We start from the raw sequence: 16,033 nt of genomic DNA, 5'->3' as shown, positions 1-16,033 counted from the left end.
TTCTCAACCCTTCATGCCGCTCGTTGCGATGCCCTGGATGAAGTACCGCTGGCCCACCAGGAAGATCGCCAGGATGGGGATCACCGAGATGACCGAGCCGGTCATGATCATGGCGTACTCCGCGTCGAACTGGCCCACGAAGGAACGCAGTCCCAGCTGCACTGTCCAGAGCCGGTTGGACGTCAGGTAGATGAACGGCCCCATGTAGTCGTTCCAGGTGTTCACGAACGTCAGCAGGGCCAGGCTGGCCAACGCGGGCTTGGACAGCGGGAGGATCACCCGCGCCCAGATGCCGTATTCGCTCAGCCCGTCGATCCGTGCGGCCTCGCACAGTTCATCCGGGATGGTCATGTAGTACTGGCGCATCAGGAACACCCCGAACGCGCCGAATGCCTGCAGCAGGATCAGGGCGTTGAAGCTGTTGGTGAGGCCCAGGTTCTGCATCATGATGTATTGCGGAACCATGTAGGCCTGCCACGGCACGGCGATAGTGCCGATGTAAGCCAGGAACAGGACGTCCCGGCCCGGGAATCGGACTTTTGAGAACCCGTAGGCGGCCAGGGACCCGGTGAGCACCTGCAGGCACGTGATGATCACGGCCAAGTACAGGGAGTTCTGCAGGTATCCCATCATGGGGATCCGGGTCCAGATGTCCGTGTAGTTGCTCCACACGAACTCGGACGGGATCCACTGGATGGGGACCGTGAGGACCTGGTTGTTCTCCTTCAGCGACGAGGACACCATCCAGATGAACGGCACCATGAGTGCCACCACCAGGACGGCGAGCATGGAGTAGATGACCAGGTCACTGGCGCGCTTCTTCCGCTCCCGGGTGGAGCGCCTGCGGTCCGTACGACGGCGGTCTTCCGTGGCAGGTGCCAGGACGGCGCCGGCGAGGGGTGCTTCTGCCTTGAGGTCTTCGGCCATGTTGGTCATCAGCGTTCCCTCCGCTGTTGGATCTTGAACTGCAGGACGGTGACCGTCAGGACGATGAGGAACAGCACCAGGGAGATGGCGGACGAGTAGCCAAACTTCCCTTCACCGATTCCTTCCTGGTAGATGAGCTGGGACAGCACGGTGGTGGAGCGTCCCGGTCCGCCGTTGGTCATGACCACGATCAGGTCGAAGACCTTGAAACTGGAGACTGTCAGCATGACCACCACGAAGAAGGTGGTGGGCCGCAGGGACGGGATGGTGACGTTCCAGAAGCGCTGCCACGCACTGGCACCGTCCACCTCTGCCGCTTCATACAGTTCGGTAGGGATAGCCTGCAGGCCGGCAAGGTACAGGACCATGTAATAGCCCATGTCCCGCCACACGCTGGTGATGATGACCGCGGGCAGTGCCCAGTCGGAACTGGAGGTCCAGCCCGGTGCGTTGGCGATGCCGATAGTGTGCAGGAACTGGTTGATGGGGCCGTTGTCCGGGCTGAACAGCATGTTCCAGACCACTGCCACTGCCACCAGGGAGGTGATGTAGGGGAAGAAGATGGCCACCCGGAAGAAGCCAATGCCCTTGAGTTTGCGGTTCAGCAGCATGGCCAGCAGGAGGGCCAGGGCCATGGTGAGCGGAACGTGCCCGATGGCGTAGACCACGGTGTTCCGCAGGGCGACCCAGAAGGAATCGCTGGCGATCATCCGCTGGAAGTTGGCAAGCCCCACCCACTTTGGGGCGGTGAAGGAGGTCCACTCCATGAAGGAGAGGGCGAAGGCTGCCAGCACCGGAATGAGGGTGAAGGCCAGGAACCCCAGGAAGTTTGGCAGGATGAACGTCCAGCCGATCAGGGTGTTGCGCCTGGCCTGCTTCCGGTTGCCCCGGCCAACGGCCGGGGCAACCTTCGAAGGAATGGTTTCAGTAGTCATGACTGCTGTTACTGACCGAGGACTTCGCTCTTGACGCGCTTGCCCATCTCGGCAATACCGTCGTCCACTGAGCGTTCACCCACCATGATGAGGTCGTGCTCCTGGTTCAGGACCTTGTCGGTTGCCGCGGACTTGTCGCTGACCGGCATTTCCAGGGCAATCTGGTCCGGGGTGAAGGCCTTCTTGGAGAGGTCGTCGGTGGGCATGCCATCGAGCTTGAAGTACGCGTCCTTGACCGCATCGTTCTGCAGGGCCGGAACAACGCCGATCTTGGAGATCGCCTTGGCGCCCTCCTCACCGGCTGCCCATTCAATGAACTTTTTGGCCTCGTCCGAATGCGCAGCGTTCTTGTTCACGGCGAAAGCCGTCGGGGAGCCGAACGTGGTGACCTTACCGTCGTCGCTCTTCTGCGGCATGGGTGCCAGGCCCCAGTTGACGTTCGTTTTTCCGTCCTTCTTGGCCTGCAAAATTCCTGCGATGTACCAGGTGCCCATGGGCATCATCGCAGCCTGCCCACTTTCGAACATAGTGCGGTAGCTGGTTTTCTGGCTCTTGGCCGTTCCGAAATCCAGGGTGGCGCCGCTCTTCTGGAGGTCCAGGGCGGTGTTGTACTGGTCCTTGAAGAAGCTGTAGTCGCCGCTGTTCTGGTCGGCGTTGTTTTGTGCGGCGGCGATGGCCTGCACCACGGAACGCCAGATGTGGTGGTAGGTGCCGTACACCTTCTTGCCGCCCGCTTCGCTGGTGAGTTTCTTGGCCAGCGCCGTGTACTCGTCCCAGGTCAGGTCCGCCGGGTTCTCCACGCCGGCGGCCTTGAGCAGGTCCTTGTTGTAGTACAGCAGCCAGAAGTCCTGCCGGTGCGGCGCTGCGAAGTACTTGCCATTGATGTCGAACGCGTCGATGCCGGCCAGGTTGTCCTTGCCCACTTTGTCCACCACCGTGTTGATTTCCTGCAGCTGGCCGTTGTTGGCGTAGCGCGCGTAATCGATGACGTTTTTCATGGTCAGGACGTCCGTGGTGTCGCCGCCAGCCAGCATTGTGGTGACCTTCTGGGGGTAGTCGTCCGCCAGGATGTCCACGGGTTCAATGTCCACCTTGGGGTTGGCGGCCTCGTAGCTGTCGAACAGTGCCTTGAATTCCGGGGTGCCTTCGTAGTTCCACACGGATACGGTGAGGCGGGTCTTTCCGTCCTGGCCTTGGGGTTCGGCCGGCCCGGCTGCCCCGGCGCAGCCGGTGAGTCCAAGGCCGGCAGTCACTGCCAGGGCGATGGCGGCGAGGGTTGTGCGCTTCATTGCGGTCTCCTTACTAGGGTTTCAAATGTGCCGCGGGCTGCGGCGGTTACGTTGTCAGGCGCTGAGGGAAAGGTCCGCGGACACCACTTGTGCAGCCAGCTGCTGTCCGGTGAGGTACCGTTCCAGGTCGTTCAGGGCGGCGTCGGACATGCGGCGGGTTTCGGTGCCCAGCGAGCCTGCGATATGCGGGGTGATCTGGACGTTGGGGAGGTCGTACAGCACCGAATCCGCCGGCAGCGGTTCGGGCTCGGTCACGTCCAGCAGTGCTTGGATGCGTCCGGCAACACACTCGGCTTCGAGGGCCTTCGTGTCCACGAGTGAGCCCCTGGCCGTGTTGATCAGCGTCGCGTTGTCCTTCATGGCGCGCAGTTCGGCCGCGCCGATCATGTGTTTCGTCTCGGGGAGGGCAGGTGCATGCACGGTCACCACGTCCGATTCCGCCATCAGCTCCGGAAGGGATACCAGCTGCCCTCCGGCCGCGGCCACGGCGGCGGGATCCGCGTAAGGATCGCTGACCAGGCACCGGACATCCTGCAGTTGCTGGACCAGGTGCACTACGCGGCGTCCAATGCGGGAGAACCCGATGACGCCAATGACCCGTCCAATATTGCCCAGCTCACCGCGTCGCGTGCTGTAGCTCCAGTCCTCCCGGTAGGCGCGGGCATCGTTGGCCAGCACATGCGCCTTCTTTCCGGCCAGCACGATGGACGCAAAGGTGAACTCGGCTACCGGGATGGCATTGGCGTCTGCCCCGTTGGTTACCAGGATGCCCCGGTCCCACAGTTCCGGAGTGACAAAGCTGCGCACCGTGCCGGCGCAATGGAAAATGGCACGAAGCTTTGGCATGCGTGCGAGAGCGGCATGGTCGAGCCGCGGCACGCCCCAGCTTGTCAGCAGGATTTCAATATCGGCCAGGCGTTCGGCAAGCCCATGCCCGTCAAGGGACCCGGTCCAGGGCTCGGGGCCGAGGTCCACCAGGCCCGCCAAACGTTCAAGCCGCGTGGAATCGAACTGGTCAGCAAATGTTTCCTGGTTCATGACCAGCAGGGCCTTGGGTTTCCGCGCCATCGGGGCCTCCTTTCTTGGGTGAAGCGGAATGCGGGAATCCGCGTTCCATGTCTTGCATCACATCTAACAATCAGTAGATACTCATGAACAAGACAGAACATCCAAGCTGTTCTTGATCGTTCTAAAACGATCGTAATCGAACAAGAAGACGGGTTTTCATGACAACCACCCCGGGCCACTCCCTTGCCCTGGAGCGTTCGGCCCCGCTCACCTCCGCGTGGGGCCAGGCCGCTACCACCCCGGAACTGGGCACCTCACTTCAGGGGGCGACTGCACGCCTGGCAGTGCCGCCCGCTGGGGCTTCCGCGTGGCATGGAGTTCCGGCTGGCGCCCTTGCCATGATCCGGGAGCAGGCCGGCAGCGAACGGGGAACCCCGTGGCCGCAGCCCCTGGTGTCCCACTACGCCCGCTTCTTCCGCGACGGGAACCGCACGGCCTACGAAAAGCTGGTGGGCGGGCGGCAGCAGAGGCTCACCCGCGCGGTGGTCATGGCCCTGACGGCAGCGGACCGTGAAGCCACCGACCTCTGGCTCGACGAAGTGATCGACGGCGCCTATCTCCTGTGCGAACAGAGTTCCTGGAGTTGGGCTGCCCACGATGATGTCTACAGCCGCTCCGGAGAAGTTGTCCCGGACCTGGCCAGGCCCTTCCTGGACCTCGGCGCCGGCGAAGTGGCTGCCCAGCTGGGCTGGCTGGACCACGTCCTGGGCAGTGCACTCGACGCGCGGGCCCCTGGCCTGCGGCGGCGCCTGCGCGATGAGGCGGCCGCACGTGTTTTCCAGCCGTTCCTTGAGCGACTGGACTGGCACTGGCTGGGCCTGGACGGGGACGTCCACAACTGGAACCCGTGGATCCACTCGAACCTGGTAGCCGCCGCACTGTTCCTGGTGGAGGATCGCCACCTCCAGGCACGGATCATGGAACGGTGCGTCGAAGGCCTGGACCGCTTCCTGGCCTCAATCCCGGCTGACGGTGCCATCGATGAAGGATTCGCCTACTGGTGGAACGGCGCGGGGCGGGCGCTGGAGGGGCTCAAGCTCCTGGAGGAGGCCACCGGAGGAACCCTCGACGCCGGCGTGCCAGTGGTCCGTGAACTGGTGGCCTTCCCGCACCGCATGCACATCGGCGGCTCCTGGTTCCTGAATGTGGCAGACGGGCCGGCACGGGCAGCGGATGCCCTCCCCTGGGACATGCTGCACGGCTGGGCGGAGCGGCTGGGGGACCAGGATGCGGCGGGCCATGCCGCGTCCATGCTCGCCCGGGAGCCGGCGGCCGCCGCCGGGCTGGGCCGCGTCCTGCACTCGCTCCTCGCCGCCTCGCCGGGACCCGCCGGGGCAGCGCCTTTGGTTTCCTTCAGCTATCTTCCGTCCGTGCAGATCATGGTTGCCCGCCAGGAGGCGGGGTCCACGGAGGGGCTGCTCCTCGCGGCGAAGGGCGGCCACAACGGTGAGCACCATAACCACCGGGACGTCGGTTCGGTAGTGGTGGCCGTGGATGGCGTACCCCTCCTGGTGGACGCCGGCCAGCCCACCTACACGGCCAAGACCTTCGGCCCGGACCGCTACGACATCCGCGCCATGCAGAGCGCCTGGCACAGTGTCCCGGCGCCATGGGGCCTGGAGCAGGGCACCGGCAGCGAATTCAGCGCCCACGTCCTGCGGCAGCCCACGGCCCACCAGCCCCGCCTGGAGCTTGCCCTCGGCGCAGCCTATGGCCTCGAACCGGGGCAGTGGGTGCGCAGCTCCGACCTGGACAGGAACACCGGCCGCGTCACTATCGGAGACAGCTGGGAGCTTCCGGCGTCCGCGGCACCAGGGACGCCCGACGTCGACATCACCTACCTCACGGCCGGCACCCTTCGCCGTGGACCGGACGGGACGGCCACCGTGGATCCAGCCGGGATCCCCACCGCCGCAACCCCGGGGGAACCGGTGGGCCGCGGAGCCGTACTGCGCTGGGACCCGGCCACCGCCGTCGTGCTGGTGGATGAATGGCACCTGGACGATCCGCTGCTGGCGGACATCTGGGGACCGTCCCTGACCCGGCTTCGCTTCCGCATGCCCGCAACAAGCCGCGCCAACGGCGCATTCACCCTCACCGTGGAGGCAGCATCATGAGTCCTGACCAACCCGAGCCCGCAGGAAAATCCCTCTTCTCGCTTCAGCGCAGGGAGCGGCTCATGGAGGAGCTGCGGGCCCACGGAGCCATCACCGTCCGGGACATCGCCGGCAAGCTGGGCGTCAGTGAACTCACCATCCGCCGCGACGTCAACCTCCTGGCAGACGAGGGCCTGGTGTCCCGTGTGCACGGCGGGGCCACCCTTCCCAGCCCGCTGGACCGGACCGCGGCTGGCCGCGCAGCAGCCCACAGCTACTCAATCGGCATGGTGGTTCCGTCGCTGGATTACTACTGGCCACAGGTCATCAGCGGCGCCCGTGCCGAAGCGGAAGAGCAGAACCTGCGGATCATGGTCCGCGGTTCCACCTATGACGCCGCGGACAACCGCCGCCAGGTACAGGCCCTGCTGGACACCCAGAACATCGACGGGCTGATCGTGGCACCTGACATGGGCGGGGGGCACGGCCAGGAACTGCTGCGGTGGCTGAACGCGCTTCCCATTCCCGTGGTCCTGGCCGAACGGCGTGCACCCGCAGAGGTTCCCGCGCACCGCCTGGAATGGGCGGCCACGGACCACGCGTTCGGTGCCGGCATGGCCGTGCGCCACCTGTGGCAGGAGGGGCACCGGCGGATCGGCTGCCTTACGGACTCGTCGAGCCCCACCAGCCCGCACGTGGTGCGCGGCTGGCAGCAGGCCCTGGCGGCGCTGAAGATTCCGCTCCAGGAAACTGTCCACGAGGATTCGGTCAAGCAGGTGGACGGCGGGCGCAGCGCCCACTTCGACCATGTCCTGGAGCTCTGCCGCAAAACCGGCACCACGGCCATGCTGGTGCATTCGGACACCCAGGCAGTGGCCTTTGTGCAGCATTGTGTGGACCGGGGGTTGTCAGTTCCCGGTGACATCGCCGTGGTGGGCTACGACGACGAGGTGGCCTACCTGGCGGAGCCGGCCATCTCCGCCGTCCGTCCGCCCAAGCAGTACGTGGGCAAGGTGGCCGTGCAGCTCATGGCAGCCCGGCTGGCCGAAGGGCGCATGCGTCCGGTTCACCGCGTGGAGCTCAACCCCGAACTGATCCTGCGGGACTCCTCAATCGGCGCTCCGCGGCTGCCTGCCACGGGCGTGCTCCAGGATTCGCTGTGACCGCCCCACTGGGCGGTGGACCCACCGCCCTGCTCCTCACCGGTGAGGGACGCTATGCGGATCCGTGGCACCCGTTCGCTGACACCTCCCATGCGCTGGCGGGCCTGCTGCGGGAGGCGGGGTTCGACGTCGGCATTTCCGGCGATGTTGACGAAGCCCTCGCTGACCTTGGCCATGCGGACGCCGCTGGCCTTCCTTCGCTGCTGGCCGTGAATGTGGGCCTGCCACGTGACGGCCGCCCGTCGCCGGGAACGCCGGAGGCGTCGGCAGGGCTGGCGCGGTGGCTTGGCTCGGACCGGCCGCTGCTGGTTGCCCATTCAAGCTCCACCAGCTTTGTTGACCTACCCGCCTGGGAGGACGGGATGGGCGGACGCTGGGTCAGGGGTACGTCCATGCACCCGGATTACGGCCCCGCTGCCGTCCATCTCCTCCAGGGCTCCGGGCCGGTGGTTTCCGGAATCCCGGATTTCGTGCTGCCGGACGAGCGATACAGCTACCTCCGCACTGGCCCGAACATCGCCGTTCACGCCACCCATCGCCACGACGGACGCGACCATCCGCTGATGTGGTCCCTTCAGCGGGGGATTGGCACGGGCGCCAGGGCCGGCCGGACGTTCTATGACGCCCTCGGCCACGACGCCGCCTCGTACCGGTCCCCGGAACACCGCGCCATCCTGCTGCGGGCCATCGCCTGGCTCGGCGGCAACTGAGACACCCCAAGGAACCCATGACCACCTCCGCACTTCCCGCTGCCCTGGTCCTTCCGCCGCTGGACCGCGAGCTCTCCCCGTTCACCGGCCTGACCCGTGAGCACTGGTGCGCCTGCGCCGACCACCTGCTGCGCGCCGCCCACCGTTACGCCACCGATGATCACGCCAACCTGTACCTGCCCGGGGCCACCAGCAATTACGGCCCCCGCAGCGATTCCCTGGAGGCCTTCGCCAGGACATTCCTGCTGGCGTCCTTCCGGATCGCCGGCAGCCCGGAGGACACCGGATGGCTCGTGGATTGGTACGCCCAGGGGCTTGACGCCGGAACGAACCCTGCCAACCCCGACCGCTGGCCCACGCCGGGGGAGCTGGGCCAGGCGAAGGTGGAAGCCGCCTCGCTCGCCGTGGGCCTGGCGCTTACCCGGGAGCTGCTGTGGGACAAGCTGCCGCAGCGGGTCCAGGAGCAGCTGATTGCCTGGTTCGAAACCGTGATCGGCGAGGAGTACCCGCCCATCAACTGGGTATGGTTCCAGATCGTTGTGGAGATGTTCCTGGCCAGCGTGGGAGGCCGGTTCTCCGACGTCGACATCGACGCGGGCCTGGCCATCCACGACTCGCTGTACCGGGGCCATGGCTGGTTCGCCGACGGCCCGGAGCGGGCCTACGACCACTATGTGGGCTGGGCCTTCCAGGTCTATCCCCAACTGCTGCAGCTCATGGCCCCGGAGGATCCCCGCGTCCAGGCCAGAAGTGCGCTTGACGGCGGACGCCTTGCCGATTTCCTCGACGACGCCGTGCACCTGGTGGGGGCCAACGGCGCTCCGCTGGTCCAGGGCCGGAGCCTGATCTACCGGTTTGCGGCGGCGGCGCCGTTCTGGTCCGGCCAGCTTTTGGGCCATACCCGGCTCAGCCCGGGCGTCTCCCGGCGGGCCGCGTCCGGGATCCTGGGCTATTTCCTGGAATGCGGGGCGGTGAACCGTGACGGTTTGCTGAGTATCGGGTTCCACGGCGAGTTCCCCGGCATGAAGCAGGCGTACTCCGGGGCAGGCTCGCCCTACTGGGCGGCCAAAGGGATGATGGGCCTGGCCCTGCCGGCAGAGCATCCCGTGTGGACCGCGGTGGAGGAGCCGTTGCCGGTGGAGGTCGGAGACACGCAGCGCTTCATTGTTGCTCCGGGCTGGCAGGTGGACGGCACGGTGGCAGACGGCATCGTCCGGGTCCGGAACCACGGAACCGACCACGCCAACACGGGCGTCCAGGTAGCCGACTCGCCTCTCTACGCACGGCTCGGCTACTCCACCGCCACCTTCCCGGACCTGGAATCGGAGTCCCTGGACAACGCCGTAGTTTTCGAAGATGCCGACGGCCGGCTGACCCACCGGACAGGCTTTGAGTACCTGGGGCAGCAGGACCTGGGCGGCGTGCAGGTGGGCGTTTCCCGCGGCACGGTCAACTGGATTGCCATTGATCCCGACGCCGGACCGGACCACGGCAGCGGCGCCAGGGGCACCGCCATCCAGGGGCCGCAGGTGACCGTGGTGTCGGTAACGCGCGGTGCCATGGAGCTGAGACTGGTCCGCGTGCGCGGCACAGCTTCGGCGCCGGAAGCCAGGCTGCGGATCGGCGGCTGGCCAGTGGATGCCGGCTCCGGGATGGTCAGCGGCATTCACCCCGTGGCCGGCTTCGGCTCACCCCTGGAAGACGCCGGCACCTGGCGCCGGGACGAACCACACCCCATGGGGGAGCAGCTCAGGATTCCCTGGATTGGCACCTCAGGTACGGCAAACGACGGCGACTACGCCGCCGTCGTGATCCTCTCCGGCGAGGCGGGCGCGAGCCCGGCCACAGTCCGATTCGTCCCGGATGACCATGAGGCCAGCCGTGCCCGCTTCGAATTCCCCGACGGCCAAGGGCTCACCCTCGCCGCAGCATTGGAGTTCCTGGCCAGGTAACCCTAGCCCTGGCCGAACCACCCCCGGGCAGGGTTGGTCACTTCGGGGGCTGAACGGTCCAGACCCGGCTGTGCCGCCCACTTCACCCCGTTGGCCAGCACCCGCTGGATCTGCGGGTGGTGGTACACGGGGTACTCCTGGTCACCCGGGCTGAAGTAAAAAATGCGGCCCTTGCCGCGGGTGAAGGTGACGCCGGAGCGGAACACCTCGCCGCCGGCAAAGGAGCTGATGAAGATCAGGTCGTCCGGATCCGGGATGTCGAACAGTTCCCCATACATCTCCTGCTCGGGGATGACGATGGGGCTGTCCACGCCCTCGGCGATGGGGTGCGATGGCTTGACGGTCCACACCAGCTCGCGCTCGCCGTCATTGCGCCAGGCGAGGGAGCAGCTGGTGCCCAGGAGTTTGGTGAAGATCTTCGCGAAGTGTCCGGAATGGAGCACGATCAGCCCCATGCCGCCGAGCACATGCCGGTGGACGCGTTCGACGACGGCGTCGCCTACCTCGCCATGGGCCATGTGGCCCCACCAGAGCAGGACGTCCGTCTCAGCGAGCACCTCCTCATTAAGGCCGTGTTCGTCGTCGGTGGCCAGGACCGCCGTCGTAATGTCTGCGTCGGGCAAGTAGGAACGAAGGCCTGCGGCGATGGCGCCGTGGATTCCGTCAGGATAGATCTCCCCGATGTGGGAGGGCTCGCTGTTGGCCTCGTGGACGCCTTCGTTCCACACCCGGATCCTCAGTTTGCCGTTCATTAGAGTCGGACCTCCCTCTGCTCCAGCGCGGACTGGTAGCACGCGTCAATGATCTGTGCACGGTACAGGGCCAGGGAACCGTCGTGCCCGGCCCACACTGTTTCGCCGCCGCGCACCGCCGTTACGAAGTCTTCCACCACTGCGTCATGGGCGCGGCCCGGCAGCACGGTCGGCACGTAATCGGCGGATTCGCCCTCCTTGTCGGTGAAGACCCTTAGCTGGCCTACCGGCGGGAAGGGTGCACCGTGCACCTTGAGTTCTGCGCCGCCGTCGGTGCCGTAAACGGTGAAATCGAGCAGGTCATCCGTCTCCCGGTAGGTGGCCCAGCCTGCCTCGATGAGCAGTGTCCCGCCGCCTTCAAGCCGGAGGAACGCTGAGGCAAAGTCCTCCACCTCGAACGCGTGGCTGGTGGCCTGCGCCGAGTACCGGCTTCCGCCGCCCCTGCCCTGCGGGCCCAGCTCCGAGTGCGTCGCGGCGGAGACCGCCACCACCTTGGGTTCGCCGAGGAGGTGCAGGGCGTAGTCCAGCGCGTGCACGCCAATGTCCGCCAGCGGTCCGCCGCCGGCGAGTTCCGGGTTGGTGAACCAGCTGCCCAGGGTGGGGATGCCGGAGCGGCGCAGCCAGGACGCCTTGGCATAGTAGGGCCGGCCCAGCCCGCCGTCGTCGATCACTTCCTTTAGGGCCTGGATGTCGCCGCGGCGCCGGTGGTTGAAGGCGACGTCCAGGACGCGTCCGGCCTTCCGGGCTGCGTCCACCATGGCCAGGCCCTCGACAGCGTTGCGCGCGATGGGCTTCTCGCTCAGCACGTGGATTCCCCGCTCTAAAGCGGCGATGGCGATGGGGGCGTGGAGGAAGGTGGGCACTGCCACGCTGATGGCATCCAGGCCGCCGTGGTCCAGCATGTCGTTCCAGCCGGCGAAGGCGTTCGGAATGGAGTACTCGAGCTGCAGGGAGTCACGGAGTTCCTGTTCCATTCCGGCCACCGACACGATGCGGACGCCATCCAGCTCGGAATAGGCTTTCAGGTGCTGCTGGCCTGCCCAGCCGATGCCGACCACGCCCACCCGCAGTTCCTGGGGCTTGTCTGCGGGCGTGAGTGCCTGCCGGGCGATGGGCTGCTCGTTGTTCAAAGGGGTGCTTCCTTTTCCATGTGCGGGTCCGGGTAGAGGTCTGCTGGAATCGATTCCATTGACGGCGGGAGACAATGTGCTCGGGGCTTTGGAATCGATTCCAAAATCATTTCAGGCATGCCTGCGGAACGTCAACCCCTTATTGGATCTTTGTGGAATCCCGGATGACGAGCTCGTGAGGGAGGAAGGTCCGGCCGCGGCGGTGCGCCCCCGGTCCGGTCATCCGTTCCAGGAGTGCCTGAAAGGCCACCCGGCCCATGTCGTAGGCGGGCTGCCGGATGGTGGTGAGTTCCGGGACGCACATCTCCGCCTGGATGGAATCGTCAAAACCGGCAACGGCAAGATCGTCCGGCACGCGCAAGCCTGCGTCGGTGATTTCCCGGACGCACCCCGCCGCCACCGTGTCGCTGCCGCAGAACACGGCATCGGGCAGCCGGTCCATGGCGAGCAGTTCCCGGGCGAGGCGCCGGCCTGCGTGGAAGTCGAAAGTGCCGGTGGCGAACAGGGTCTGTTCCGCGGTGAGGCCGGCCTGGGACAGGGCCTCGCGGAACCCCTGTTCGCGCAGGCGGCCGGAGCGGGCGGCCTGGTTGCCGATCATGGCCAGCCGCCGGGCGCCGGTCCGGATGAGGTGCCGCGTGATGTCGTACGCGGCCTGCCGGTCGTCGATGGATACGCCGAATGCTGCTTCGGAATCGACGATTTCGCAGACCTGGACAACGCTCAGCTGCTCCGCCAGCGCTTCAACATCTTCATCGGGCATGGTGGGCGAAAACAGGATCAGCCCGTCCACCGATCCGTTGCGCAGCATGTCCACCAGTTGCTGTTCACGCTCAAGGTCTCCGGATGTGGGGGCGATGAGGCTGACATAGCCGGCTTCTGCGGCGGCATCCCCGAAGCCCCGGAAGGCCTCGCTGATGACGGGGGAGTCAAGGTTCTTGGAGAGGGCCAGGACGCGCATGGTGCGGTCACGGCGAAGATCGCGGGCGGACGCGAGTGGCCGGTAGTTGAGTTGCCGGATGGCGCCCGCCACCTTTTCCCTGCTCGACGCGCTCACCGCCGGGCTGCCGTTCAGGACACGCGACACCGTGCCGACGGACACTCCCGCCGTTTTGGCGACGTCCTGCACGGTTGCTCGAGCCATTTTCGTTTGTCCTTCCGCTGCCACTGGCCAAAGCTCCCCTCCACCCGGCTTTTCAGCTTAGCCTCCAGATAGGTGCTGCAAGGCGGAACAACCGCTCGACGGCGTCACGCAGGGCACGCTTTCGACCCACCTTTGGTCCGTGTGCCGCGGAAACCCGGCCTCCCGCCGTCGGCCGTTCCCTGAAAGCATGCTGGGCGTGACGCGCTCCTGTATCTGGTTGCAGTGGGACGCCTGAAACTCGGTGGCGGATGACCGAAACGATCATTTAACACAGCGGAAACCCACCCCAAAACAGCGGCCATACAGTTGGAACCAGAGGGCGCCGGCCGCCTCTCCGCTGAACGTGGCCCCTCCGTCCACGTCCCTCCCACGGAGCGGCTCTAACGGCAACCCACCGTTCTCTCTTCGCATCTTGAAAGGGGTTTCCCATGGATTCGGGAAATGTCGCTTGGATTTTGGCCAGCTCGGCGCTGGTTTGCATGATGATCCCCGCCCTGGCCCTGTTTTACGGGGGCATGGTGGGGTCGCGGCGGATTCTGAACATGATGATGATGTGCTTCGGCGGCGCCAGCCTGGTGGCTGTCCTGTGGGCACTGTTCGGGTACTCGATGGCGTTCGGCAACTCGGTTGGGGGGCTGGGGCTGATTGGTGACGTGACCGAGTTCCCCGGCATGGGCCAGCTGCTCGCCGCCGACGATTCGGCGTCCATCCCGGTCATCCTGTTCGCCGCGTTCCAGCTGTTCTTCGCCTGCGTCACCACGGCACTGGTGGCCGGTGCAGCGGCCGGGCGGATGAAGTTCGGCGCCTGGATGCTGTTCGCCGGCATTTGGGCCACGGTCGTGTACTTCCCCATCGCGCACTGGGTGTTCGCGTTCGACTCCGCTGACGGCAGCGCGGTTGGCGGCTGGATCGCCAACGGGATCAAGGCCATCGACTTCGCCGGCGGCACCGCGGTCCACATGAATGCCGGCGCGGCCGCCCTGGCCCTGGCTTTGGTCCTGGGCAAGAGCTCCGGCTGGCCCAAGGTGGAACATGCCAAGCCGCACAGCCGGCCGCTGGTCCTGGTGGGCGCAGGCCTGCTGTGGGTCGGCTGGTTCGGCTTCAACGCCGGTTCCGCACTCTCCGCCGGCCAGTCGGCGTCGGTGGTGTTCCTCAACACCGCCGTAGCCGCATCCGCCGGCCTGCTCGCCTGGGCCCTGGTGGAGCGGGTCCGCCACGGCGCTGCCACCAGCATGGGCGCCGCATCCGGCCTGATCTCCGCACTCGTGGCCATCACGCCCGCCTGCGGTGCCGTCAGCCCGCTGGGCGCCGTGGCCATCGGCGCCATCGCTGGGGCCGTCTGCTCTCTGGCCATTGAACTGAAGTTCCGGCTGGGCTTCGACGATTCCCTCGACGTCGTCGGTGTCCACCTCGTGGGCGGCATCCTGGGCACCCTGCTCATCGGCCTCTTCGCCACGGACGCAGCACCCAACGCCGTCACCGGCCTCTTCTACGGGGGCGGCTTCGAACTGCTGGGCGTCCAGGCGCTGGCCACCATTACGGTACTGGTCTACTCCTTCGGCATCACCTGGGTCCTGGCGAAGATCCTGGACAAGACCATCGGCCTGCGCATCAAGCCCGAGGACGAACTGCGCGGCATCGACCTCGCCGCCCACTCCGAGCTGGCCTACCTGACGGACGAGGATCCGGTGGAACTGGGCTCGCCGCAGCGGGTCTAGCTGCAGCGCACGAATCAGGGCCAAACCTCGGACCGGTGCCGGCATCAGCCGGCTTATAGTTCCGGGGTTTGGCCCTTCGTTGTGACGGGCTAATGTTCCGTGCAGACCAGATTCCCATCGCGCACTTCCAGTACCGCGGCGCGCACATGACTGAGGCGGGTGCGCGGGTCCGGCGCCATCGTGTCGATGTCCTCGCCGCCCCAGTACGGATGCGTGAAGTAGACCAGCAGCGCACGCTGCGTGCCGCCGTCGGACATTTCACCGGCCCCCGTGTCCGGAAGGGGCACCACGTCAGCATGGCGCCCGACGACGGGCCTTCCGTTCACGGATTCCGGCGCCGTGAGGATCAGCCCGCCACGCTGCTCCTGCCGGACCCAGTTGCCCGTTGCGTCGGGGGAGCGGTAGACGGCCTGGCCGCGCCACTCGTCCACGATCATCCAGAAGCTGCCGCCGAGCCGGAAGACCTTGGGTCCTTCGTGCGGCCGGCCCGGGATGGCAACGCCTTCCAGCAGCCACGACGACGGATCGTCCGGCCTGTCGCTGACCGCGCTGCAGGTGTTCGATCCGCGGGCTTCGTCCTTGTACCAGAGCCGGTACCGGCCGTCCCCGCAGCTGGCCACGGCGGCATCGATCACCCGCGGCGAGTCCAGGTTGATGCGGCCCAGGTACTCCCACGCCTCAAGGTCACGGCTGGCGAACTGGACGATTTCCGCCGTGCCGGTCCAGTCCGTCCGCCGGCCACCCAGGACCGTGAGGTACATGATCCAACGGTCTCCAATGCGTACGACGTCGGGCGCCCAGAGGGTTGCGGGCAGTTCCGTTCCCGGCGGGATGAGTCCATCCACCGTGCCTTGGTAGCGCCAGGTGGCGCCGCCGTCGGAAGACCTGGCGACGCCGATGCCGGTTCCGTGCACCCATTCGACCCCCGTCAGTCCCGGTGCGGTGGCGCGGCGCTGGGTGTAGAACAGGACCCACTCGCCCTTGAGGTGGTCGGCGACGAGGACGGGATCGGTGGGGCCGTCCCACACGGGATCCCGGTAGGGAACAGTGAAGGCGTCCGGGCGCAGGAGAGCCAGTGCGGGCGGGGCTGAAGTTGCAAAAACCGCATCGGCGGCCTGTCGCGTCATCTCTTCTCCAACGTTGTAGTTTTGT

13 protein-coding genes are annotated in these 16,033 nt (G+C 66.5%); 5 read left to right on the top strand and 8 right to left on the bottom strand.

Translation table 11 applies throughout. The annotated features are described in order from the left end of the window. Positions 1 to 3 precede the first annotated feature (3 nt). The 4 genes from ASG86_RS04710 to ASG86_RS04695 are packed head-to-tail and all read right to left on the bottom strand — an operon-like array spanning position 4 to position 4,219. Positions 4 to 936: a carbohydrate ABC transporter permease gene (locus ASG86_RS04710; RefSeq protein WP_056330965.1), complete on the bottom strand. Its 933-nt coding sequence runs from the start codon at positions 934 to 936 to the stop codon at positions 4 to 6. Next, positions 936 to 1,862: a carbohydrate ABC transporter permease gene (locus ASG86_RS04705; RefSeq protein ID WP_056330962.1), complete on the bottom strand. Its 927-nt coding sequence runs from the start codon at positions 1,860 to 1,862 to the stop codon at positions 936 to 938. The genes ASG86_RS04710 and ASG86_RS04705 overlap by 1 nt, the downstream gene beginning before the upstream one ends. Before the next feature lie 8 nt (positions 1,863 to 1,870). Beyond that, complete coding sequence (locus ASG86_RS04700) at positions 1,871 to 3,151, bottom strand: ABC transporter substrate-binding protein (RefSeq protein WP_056330959.1); 1,281 nt, start codon at positions 3,149 to 3,151, stop codon at positions 1,871 to 1,873. Between the two features lie 54 nt (positions 3,152 to 3,205). Continuing rightward, entirely contained in the window at positions 3,206 to 4,219 is a 1,014-nt protein-coding gene (locus tag ASG86_RS04695) for a hydroxyacid dehydrogenase (RefSeq protein ID WP_056330956.1), read from the bottom strand. A 158-nt stretch (positions 4,220 to 4,377) separates the two neighbouring features. Here ASG86_RS04695 and ASG86_RS04690 point away from each other — a divergent pair, with 158 nt between their 5' ends. Genes ASG86_RS04690 through ASG86_RS04675 form a run of 4 tightly spaced genes read left to right on the top strand, consistent with a single transcriptional unit; the run spans position 4,378 to position 10,140 of the window. Then, positions 4,378 to 6,336 carry a heparinase II/III family protein gene (locus ASG86_RS04690; RefSeq protein ID WP_235565097.1) on the top strand — a complete coding sequence of 653 codons (1,959 nt, stop codon included), beginning with the start codon at positions 4,378 to 4,380 and terminating at the stop codon, positions 6,334 to 6,336. Further along, positions 6,333 to 7,478, top strand: a complete 1,146-nt coding sequence (locus tag ASG86_RS04685) for a LacI family DNA-binding transcriptional regulator (RefSeq protein WP_056330954.1) — start codon at positions 6,333 to 6,335, stop codon at positions 7,476 to 7,478. The genes ASG86_RS04690 and ASG86_RS04685 overlap by 4 nt, the downstream gene beginning before the upstream one ends. Further along, positions 7,475 to 8,188 carry a ThuA domain-containing protein gene (locus ASG86_RS04680; RefSeq protein WP_056330952.1) on the top strand — a complete coding sequence of 238 codons (714 nt, stop codon included), beginning with the start codon at positions 7,475 to 7,477 and terminating at the stop codon, positions 8,186 to 8,188. Before ASG86_RS04685 ends, ASG86_RS04680 begins: the two co-directional genes overlap by 4 nt. A gap of 17 nt (positions 8,189 to 8,205) precedes the next feature. Beyond that, positions 8,206 to 10,140: a DUF2264 domain-containing protein gene (locus ASG86_RS04675; protein WP_056330951.1), complete on the top strand. Its 1,935-nt coding sequence runs from the start codon at positions 8,206 to 8,208 to the stop codon at positions 10,138 to 10,140. 2 nt (positions 10,141 to 10,142) lie between these two features. Here the strand turns inward: ASG86_RS04675 and ASG86_RS04670 are convergent, their stop codons facing one another. From ASG86_RS04670 to ASG86_RS04660, 3 genes are all read right to left on the bottom strand, one after another. Continuing rightward, positions 10,143 to 10,892, bottom strand: coding sequence for a ThuA domain-containing protein (locus tag ASG86_RS04670; protein WP_056330949.1), 750 nt, complete (start codon positions 10,890 to 10,892; stop codon positions 10,143 to 10,145). Then, positions 10,892 to 12,022: a Gfo/Idh/MocA family protein gene (locus ASG86_RS04665; RefSeq protein ID WP_200946150.1), complete on the bottom strand. Its 1,131-nt coding sequence runs from the start codon at positions 12,020 to 12,022 to the stop codon at positions 10,892 to 10,894. The genes ASG86_RS04670 and ASG86_RS04665 overlap by 1 nt, the downstream gene beginning before the upstream one ends. A gap of 139 nt (positions 12,023 to 12,161) precedes the next feature. Then, complete coding sequence (locus ASG86_RS04660; protein WP_056330948.1) at positions 12,162 to 13,163, bottom strand: LacI family DNA-binding transcriptional regulator; 1,002 nt, start codon at positions 13,161 to 13,163, stop codon at positions 12,162 to 12,164. 428 nt (positions 13,164 to 13,591) lie between these two features. Here ASG86_RS04660 and ASG86_RS04655 point away from each other — a divergent pair, with 428 nt between their 5' ends. After that, positions 13,592 to 14,881 carry an ammonium transporter gene (locus tag ASG86_RS04655; protein ID WP_056330946.1) on the top strand — a complete coding sequence of 430 codons (1,290 nt, stop codon included), beginning with the start codon at positions 13,592 to 13,594 and terminating at the stop codon, positions 14,879 to 14,881. A gap of 89 nt (positions 14,882 to 14,970) precedes the next feature. Here ASG86_RS04655 and ASG86_RS04650 read toward each other — a convergent pair whose 3' ends face one another. After that, a complete protein-coding gene (locus ASG86_RS04650; protein WP_056330944.1) occupies positions 14,971 to 16,008 on the bottom strand; it encodes a glycoside hydrolase in 1,038 nt (345 codons plus the stop codon). Positions 16,009 to 16,033: the final 25 nt, after the last annotated feature.

Origin of the sequence: Arthrobacter sp. Soil764 (assembly GCF_001428075.1) — a bacterium.
Classification (GTDB): Bacteria; Actinomycetota; Actinomycetes; order Actinomycetales; family Micrococcaceae; genus Arthrobacter.
This window is presented reverse-complemented; position numbering and strand designations above follow the sequence as displayed.

Excerpts from the sequence above, each read along its gene's own strand:
- ASG86_RS04690 (WP_235565097.1), top strand. The coding sequence starts at position 4,378 with ATGACAACCACCCCGGGCCACTCCCTTGCCCTGGAGCGTTCGGCCCCG.
- ASG86_RS04685 (WP_056330954.1), top strand. The coding sequence starts at position 6,333 with ATGAGTCCTGACCAACCCGAGCCCGCAGGAAAATCCCTCTTCTCGCTT.
- ASG86_RS04710 (WP_056330965.1), bottom strand. The coding sequence starts at position 936 with ATGACCAACATGGCCGAAGACCTCAAGGCAGAAGCACCCCTCGCCGGC.
- ASG86_RS04655 (WP_056330946.1), top strand. The coding sequence starts at position 13,592 with ATGGATTCGGGAAATGTCGCTTGGATTTTGGCCAGCTCGGCGCTGGTT.
- ASG86_RS04695 (WP_056330956.1), bottom strand. The coding sequence starts at position 4,219 with ATGGCGCGGAAACCCAAGGCCCTGCTGGTCATGAACCAGGAAACATTT.
- ASG86_RS04670 (WP_056330949.1), bottom strand. The coding sequence starts at position 10,892 with ATGAACGGCAAACTGAGGATCCGGGTGTGGAACGAAGGCGTCCACGAG.
- ASG86_RS04700 (WP_056330959.1), bottom strand. The coding sequence starts at position 3,151 with ATGAAGCGCACAACCCTCGCCGCCATCGCCCTGGCAGTGACTGCCGGC.
- ASG86_RS04675 (WP_056330951.1), top strand. The coding sequence starts at position 8,206 with ATGACCACCTCCGCACTTCCCGCTGCCCTGGTCCTTCCGCCGCTGGAC.
- ASG86_RS04650 (WP_056330944.1), bottom strand. The coding sequence starts at position 16,008 with ATGACGCGACAGGCCGCCGATGCGGTTTTTGCAACTTCAGCCCCGCCC.
- ASG86_RS04660 (WP_056330948.1), bottom strand. The coding sequence starts at position 13,163 with ATGGCTCGAGCAACCGTGCAGGACGTCGCCAAAACGGCGGGAGTGTCC.
- ASG86_RS04705 (WP_056330962.1), bottom strand. The coding sequence starts at position 1,862 with ATGACTACTGAAACCATTCCTTCGAAGGTTGCCCCGGCCGTTGGCCGG.